General features: G+C 68.8%; 7 protein-coding genes. 5 read left to right on the top strand and 2 right to left on the bottom strand.

The features are described 5' to 3' along the window. From PKH97_RS12810 to trxA, 5 genes are all read left to right on the top strand, one after another. Positions 1-951 (top strand): hypothetical protein (locus PKH97_RS12810; protein WP_324387878.1); only part of this gene is annotated, 951 nt, incomplete at its 5' end. After that, positions 948-1547 (top strand): RNA polymerase sigma factor SigM, encoded by a 600-nt coding sequence (gene sigM, locus PKH97_RS12805; RefSeq protein ID WP_324387877.1) that lies wholly within the window; start codon positions 948-950, stop codon positions 1545-1547. The genes PKH97_RS12810 and sigM, both read left to right, overlap by 4 nt. A 55-nt stretch (positions 1548-1602) precedes the next feature. Further along, a complete protein-coding gene (locus tag PKH97_RS12800) occupies positions 1603-2385 on the top strand; it encodes a hypothetical protein (protein ID WP_324387876.1) in 783 nt (260 codons plus the stop codon). Between the two features lie 139 nt (positions 2386-2524). After that, positions 2525-3463 carry a thioredoxin-disulfide reductase gene (gene trxB, locus PKH97_RS12795; RefSeq protein ID WP_324387875.1) on the top strand — a complete coding sequence of 313 codons (939 nt, stop codon included), beginning with the start codon at positions 2525-2527 and terminating at the stop codon, positions 3461-3463. A 43-nt stretch (positions 3464-3506) separates the two neighbouring features. Then, positions 3507-3833, top strand: coding sequence for a thioredoxin (gene trxA, locus PKH97_RS12790; RefSeq protein ID WP_324387874.1), 327 nt, complete (start codon positions 3507-3509; stop codon positions 3831-3833). Positions 3834-3897: 64 nt separating this feature from the next. Here the strand turns inward: trxA and PKH97_RS12785 are convergent, their stop codons facing one another. Together PKH97_RS12785 and PKH97_RS12780 are read right to left on the bottom strand one after the other, a co-directional pair. Beyond that, on the bottom strand, positions 3898-4956 hold the full coding sequence (locus tag PKH97_RS12785) for a ParB/RepB/Spo0J family partition protein (RefSeq protein ID WP_324387873.1): 1059 nt from the start codon (positions 4954-4956) through the stop codon (positions 3898-3900). Continuing rightward, entirely contained in the window at positions 4953-5753 is an 801-nt protein-coding gene (locus PKH97_RS12780) for an AAA family ATPase (protein ID WP_324387872.1), read from the bottom strand. Before PKH97_RS12780 ends, PKH97_RS12785 begins: the two co-directional genes overlap by 4 nt. Positions 5754-5971: the final 218 nt, after the last annotated feature.

Genomic DNA, 5971 nt, shown 5'->3' with positions numbered 1-5971 from the left:
CGTGGACGCGGCACCGGCGACGACGCGCCTGATGGTTCGCTGACGGCGAGCGCCCGCAAGCTGACCGGCAGGCTCTCCCGTGGACGCGGCACCGGCGACGACGCGCCTGATGGTTCGCTGACGGCGAGCGCCCCGTCGTCCGACGTCGCGAAGGCCCACCCGGGTTCGACACCTGACGCGGTCGCCGCGCCGGCAGGCGTGGTGGAGGGCACGGCAGCGCTCGGCGGGGGTGCCACGCGCGAGATCGCCACCGAGCGTCCGCATACCGAACCCCGCTACGAAGCGCCAGCCCCCCTGCTGCCCGACCAGGCCGGGGCGCCGCCGTCGAAGGCGCAGAGTCGTTTCGTGCTGACCATCTTCGCTGCCCTCACCGCGCTGGCGGGGATCGTCGGTGCGGCCGGTGCCGCGCAGATCGGCAAGGGCATCGACATCAACGCGATCCTCGGCCCGGATGCCACCCACGTCTCGACGCAAAAGCCAACCGCGGCCAGCAGCTCATCGGCTCCGAACGGCACGGGGGAGCAGCTAGCGATCATCGGCGCGACCGGCTACGACCCCGAGGGCGGGGGCGATGAGAACAACGACCTCGCGGCCCGCGTCTACGACGAGGATGCCAACACCTACTGGCAGTCCGAGGGGTATCAGGGGCCCAAGTTCGCCGGGCTCAAGAGTGGCGCCGGCCTGGTGGTCGACATGGGGCAGGAGGTGACGCCGAGTGCGGTCACCCTGACCTTGCCCAACCCCTCCAGTGTCGAGGTCTATCTCGCCAATGAGCCGGACAAGACCGGAGCACAATTGCTGGGCACGATCGCCGGAAAGTCCGGCCAGGTGACCGTCAACTCGACATCCGGGGCTACCGGTCGCTACATCATCGTCTGGTTCACCGATGCCCCGCTCGTCGCCGACGGTCGCTACCGCGCGATGCTGTCCGAGATCACCGTGTCGGGATGACCCCCATCGAGGCCGGCCAGTCCGCGAGCGGGCGCGGGGCCGGCACGGCATACGGGGAACTCACCGACAAGGAGTTGCTGGCGCGCCACAACGAAGGCGACGGGGAGGCGTTCGCCGAGCTCTTCCGGCGGCACAAGGACCGTATGTGGGGTGTCGCGATGCGCACGTGCAATAACCCCGAACTCGCGGCCGACGCCGTGCAGGATGCGTTCATCTCCGCCTTCCGGCGCGGGGCGTCCTATCGGGGGGATGCGGCGGTCACCACCTGGCTGCACCGGATCGTCGTCAACGCCTGCCTTGACCGCATCCGGCGGGAGCGGCCGACCAGTGAGTTGCCCGAGATCACGCTCGCGGACGGGAGCGACCGGCCCGGCGAGGTCGAGACGCGGCTCACCGTGCAGGCCGCCCTGGCGACGCTGCCCGAGGCGCAACGGGCCGCGCTGGTGCTCGTGGACATGTATGCCGTTCCGGTCGCCGACGCCGCCGGAATCCTCGGCGTGGCCGAAGGGACCGTCAAATCCCGGTGCTTCCGGGGTCGAGCCGCACTTGCCGAGCTGCTCGGGCGCGAAGGCAGGGAACCGAGCGTGGCCGTATGACGTCCCACCCCGTCGGCTGCCACTCTCGGCCCGGCAGAGCACAAGGGAGCAGGTCGTGAACGTCGAACCCGATTTCGGGGACACCCCGATCGAGGACGACCCCACGGGGATGCGCCGCCTGCTGGCCGCGTTGCCCGATCCCGGGCCGATGCCCGAGGACCTCACAGCGCGCATTCTCGCCGCCATCGCCAGTGAAGCGGCGGCGCGGCCCATGTCGGCCGAGCCCGTCGTTCCCGCCGTGCCCCGCAGTCACCAGGCCGTTGTCACCCCGATCACGCACCGCTCACGTCATCGCGGTGGGAGTCCGGCCAGCCTGCGTTGGCTCGCCGCCGCCGCCGCCGTCGGGGTGATCGGGGCTGGGGGGTTCGGTGTGGTGCGCATGCTGGCCCATGGCCTCAGCGGCAGCGCGACGGGCGGCGCAGCTCTGAGCTCCCCGGCCGCCGGACAGTCCGAGAATCCGGAGCGCGCCTCGGATACCTCGAGCACCTCGCCGGCCCTCGGCCCGGGGCCGGCAGTCAAGGTGGCCAGCTCCGGGACCGACTACACGGCGGCCGGCCTGGCCGATCAAGCGGCTCCGCTGCTGCGCGCGGAGGACTCGGTCGGCTCGGTCGGGGACCGCCCCGAGATCGCGACACCGGAACGCGCCCAGGCGTGCGCCAAGGCGCTCGGGGTCGGCGTGATCACCGAACTGCGGGTGGACAATGCGCGGTTCCAGGGCGAGCCGGCGGCCGTGCTGCTGGTCAAGGGCGCAAGCGGCTGGCAGGCGTATGCCGTCCCCCTCACCTGCGGTGACGGCACGCGGGTGACGGCCTTGGCGGGGCCTGTCCCGGTGGGGTGACCGGACGGCATACGGGCTGATTCCGCGCGGCGCGGTGCGCGGAACAAACTGCACCTAGGATCGGTTCACCAACCCAAAGCCCGCCGTGACCCCGGTCCGCGGGCGTGCCAGCAGTCATCGATCCCGAAGGGCTGATTTCGTGTCCAGCGAGGCCTCCGACGTGCGCAACGTCCTCATTATCGGCTCCGGGCCGGCCGGCTATACGGCCGCGATCTATGCCGCGCGCGCCAATCTCGAGCCGGTGCTTGTCGAGGGCGCAGTGACGGCGGGCGGCGCGTTGATGAACACCACTGAGGTCGAAAACTTCCCCGGGTTCATCGAGGGCATCATGGGCCCGGATCTGATGCTCAATATGCGCGCCCAAGCGGAACGTTTCGGCACCGAGATCATCACCGACGACGTGGTCGAGGCCGACCTCGTCGGGCCGGTCAAGACGGTCACGACCGGTGAGGGCGCCACCTATCGGGCGCGCGCGGTCATCCTGGCGATGGGCTCGGCCTATCGGGAGCTCGGCCTGCCGGACGAGAAGCGGCTCTCGGGACATGGCGTCAGCTGGTGCGCCACCTGTGACGGCTTCTTCTTCCGCGACCAGGACATCGTCGTCGTCGGTGGCGGCGACTCGGCCATGGAGGAAGCGACCTTCCTGACCAAGTTCGCCCGGTCGGTGACCATCGTGCACCGGCGCGATGAGCTGCGGGCGAGCAAGATCATGGCTGAGCGCGCGATGTCGAACCCCAAGATCTCCTTCGCCTGGAATAGCGCGGTCGAGGCGATTCACGGCACCGACAAGGTGACCGGCCTGACGCTGCGCGACACCGTGACCGGCGCGACTCGCGAGATCCCCGCGACCGGGTTGTTCGTCGCCGTGGGTCACGATCCGCGCAGTGAGCTCGTCAAGGGTGTCGTCGGCCTGGACGACGAGGGCTATGTCCTGGTCGAGGGCCGCACCTCCCTGACCGACGTCGAGGGCGTTTTCGCCTGCGGCGACCTGGTCGACCATCGCTATCGCCAGGCGATCACAGCAGCCGGGAGCGGCTGTGCCGCCGCCCTCGATGCCGAGAAGTATCTCGCCCACTGACCACCTCCACCCCGAATCTCGTTCTACCCGAAGGGAATCCGCCATGGCAGAGACCGCCGTCACCACGGACGCGACGTATGACGCCGACGTCCTGAAGTCCGCAACTCCCGTCCTCGTCGACTTCTGGGCGCCTTGGTGCGGTCCGTGCCGCGCTGTCGCGCCGATCCTGGAAGAGATCGCGCGCGACTACGGTGACAAGTTGACCGTGCTCAAGCTCAACACCGACGAGAACCCGGCCGTCACGCAGCGCTACGGCATCACGAGCATCCCGACGATGCACGTGGTCGTCGGTGGCGAGGTCGTCAAGACCTTCATCGGCGCGATGCCGAAGCCGAAGCTCCTGCGCGAGTTGGAGCCGTTCCTCGGCTGAGCGACCTCGTCGCACGACGCAAACTCCCCCAACGCCTAAAACGTTGGGGGAGTTGCTATTTCGGTCAGCTCTCGGGCTCGCTCGCCAGGTGGTCGGCCGAGCCGGCATCGACGCCGATGGCAGTAAGGATGCGGCCCAGATCCTCGACGGTGGCGAACTCGATGGTGACCTTGCCCTTGCGCGCGCCCATGGCGATCGTGGCCCGGGTGTCGAGGTAGTCGGAGAGCAGGTTCTGGTAGTCCATGAGTTCCGGTCGCGCCGTCGTGGTTCTCGGTCGCCGCGGGGCCGACCCGGGGCCGTCCGCGTCACCCAGCGCGACGATCTCCTCCACCGACCGGACCGACAGGCCTTCAGCCACGATGCGTTGGGCCAGCCGCTCGATCGCGCCGCCGTCGGTCAGGCCGAGTAGGGCGCGGGCATGGCCGGCGGAGAGGACCCCGGCGGCGACGCGGCGTTGAACGAGGGGCGGGAGCCGCAACAGACGCAGGGTGTTGCTGACCTGGGGCCGGGAGCGTCCGATCCGGCTGGCGAGTTCTTCCTGCGTGCACCCGAAGTCATCGAGTAGTTGCCGGTAGGCCGCGGCCTCCTCGAGCGGGTTGAGCTGGCTGCGGTGGAGGTTCTCCAGGAGAGCGTCGCGGAGCAGGTCGTCATCGGCGGTGTCGCGGATGATTGCCGGTATGGCGCTCAGGCCCGCTTCGCCGGCCGCACGCCATCGGCGCTCGCCCATGACCAGTTCGTAGCCGTCCGCGACCGGCCGGACCACGACCGGCTGGAGCACGCCGATGGTGGCCACGCTGGCGGCCAGTTCGGCCAGTTCGTCCTCGTCGAAGACGTGGCGCGGTTGCCGGGGGTTGGGTGTGATCGACTCGAGCGGGAGCTCAGCGAAGCTGGCGCCAGGTACCGCCACCAGACCTGGGGTCTCATCGGTCGCGGTAGGTGCTGCGTGGTCAGGCGAGTCTACGGGCGGGGAGTCTTTCGAGAAATCGTTGTGGGGCAATGGCTTTGGCTCGTCGGCCGTCTGCGTGGGCTCGAAGAAGACGTCCACGGGTCGCGGCGCCGGGGCAGCGGCGGTGGGGATCAAGGCGCCCAGGCCACGGCCCAGCCCGCGTCGGCGGTCGTTCATCGGTTGCGTCCTTCGTTGGGTGCGGTGGCCCGGCGGTGGGCATATTCGCGAGCGGCCGCCCGGTAGCTCAACGCCCCGGGCCCTGTGGGGTCGTAGGTGAGCACGGTCTGGCCATAACTCGGGGACTCAGAGATTCGCACGGAGCGTGGGATGGTCGAGCGGAGGACCAGATCGGGGAAGTGGGTCCGGACTTCCTGCGCGACCTGGGCCGCGAGATTGGTGCGACCGTCGTACATGGTCATCAGAATGGCGCCGATGGCCAGACGCGGATTGATCGAAGCGCGCACCAGTTCGATGGTGCGAGTCAGGGAGCTGAGGCCTTCGAGGGCGTAGTACTCACACTGGATCGGGATGAAGACCTCGTCGGCTGCGGTGAGCGCATTGAGGGTCAGCAGCCCAAGGCTTGGTGGGCAGTCGATGATGACATAGTCGGGCGCTGGACGGTTGGTTCTCCCTAGCTGGGTGCGCAGGTGCTCGATCGCCTGGCGTAGGCGAGTCTCGCGATGGGTCATTCCCACGAGTTCGATCTCCGCGCCGGCCAGGTCGATACTGCTCGGCGCGCACCAGAGGTTGCGGATGTCCGGGCACTCCTTGACGACCCGGATCAATGGCCGGCCATCGATCACAACGTCGTAAATGCCCAGGTCATCAGGCCCGTGGGGGATGGAGAGAGCCGTGCTGGCATTGCCCTGGGGATCCATGTCCACGAGGAGTACGCCGAGGCCATCCGATGCCAGGGCGGCAGCGAGGTTGACGGCAGTTGTCGTCTTTCCAACGCCGCCCTTCTGGTTGGCCACGGCCACAATCCTCGGCTGATGTGGTAATGCCGCGCGTCTCATGTCGACTGGCGCGCGCGACTCGGTTTCACGTGAAACGGACCTGGGCTCATTGACGTCTGCCGCAGCTATGCTCGCCGTTTCACGTGAAACATCGTCGTCTGCGCCCGCCACGCCTCAACTTTACGCGACCCCCTCCGCTTCTCGATCCACAGACTTCTCCCCAACTGTGGATGAAT

Source organism: Nostocoides sp. (assembly GCF_035343835.1).
Lineage (GTDB): Bacteria > Actinomycetota > Actinomycetes > Actinomycetales > Dermatophilaceae > Nostocoides_A > Nostocoides_A vanveenii.
This window is presented reverse-complemented; position numbering and strand designations above follow the sequence as displayed.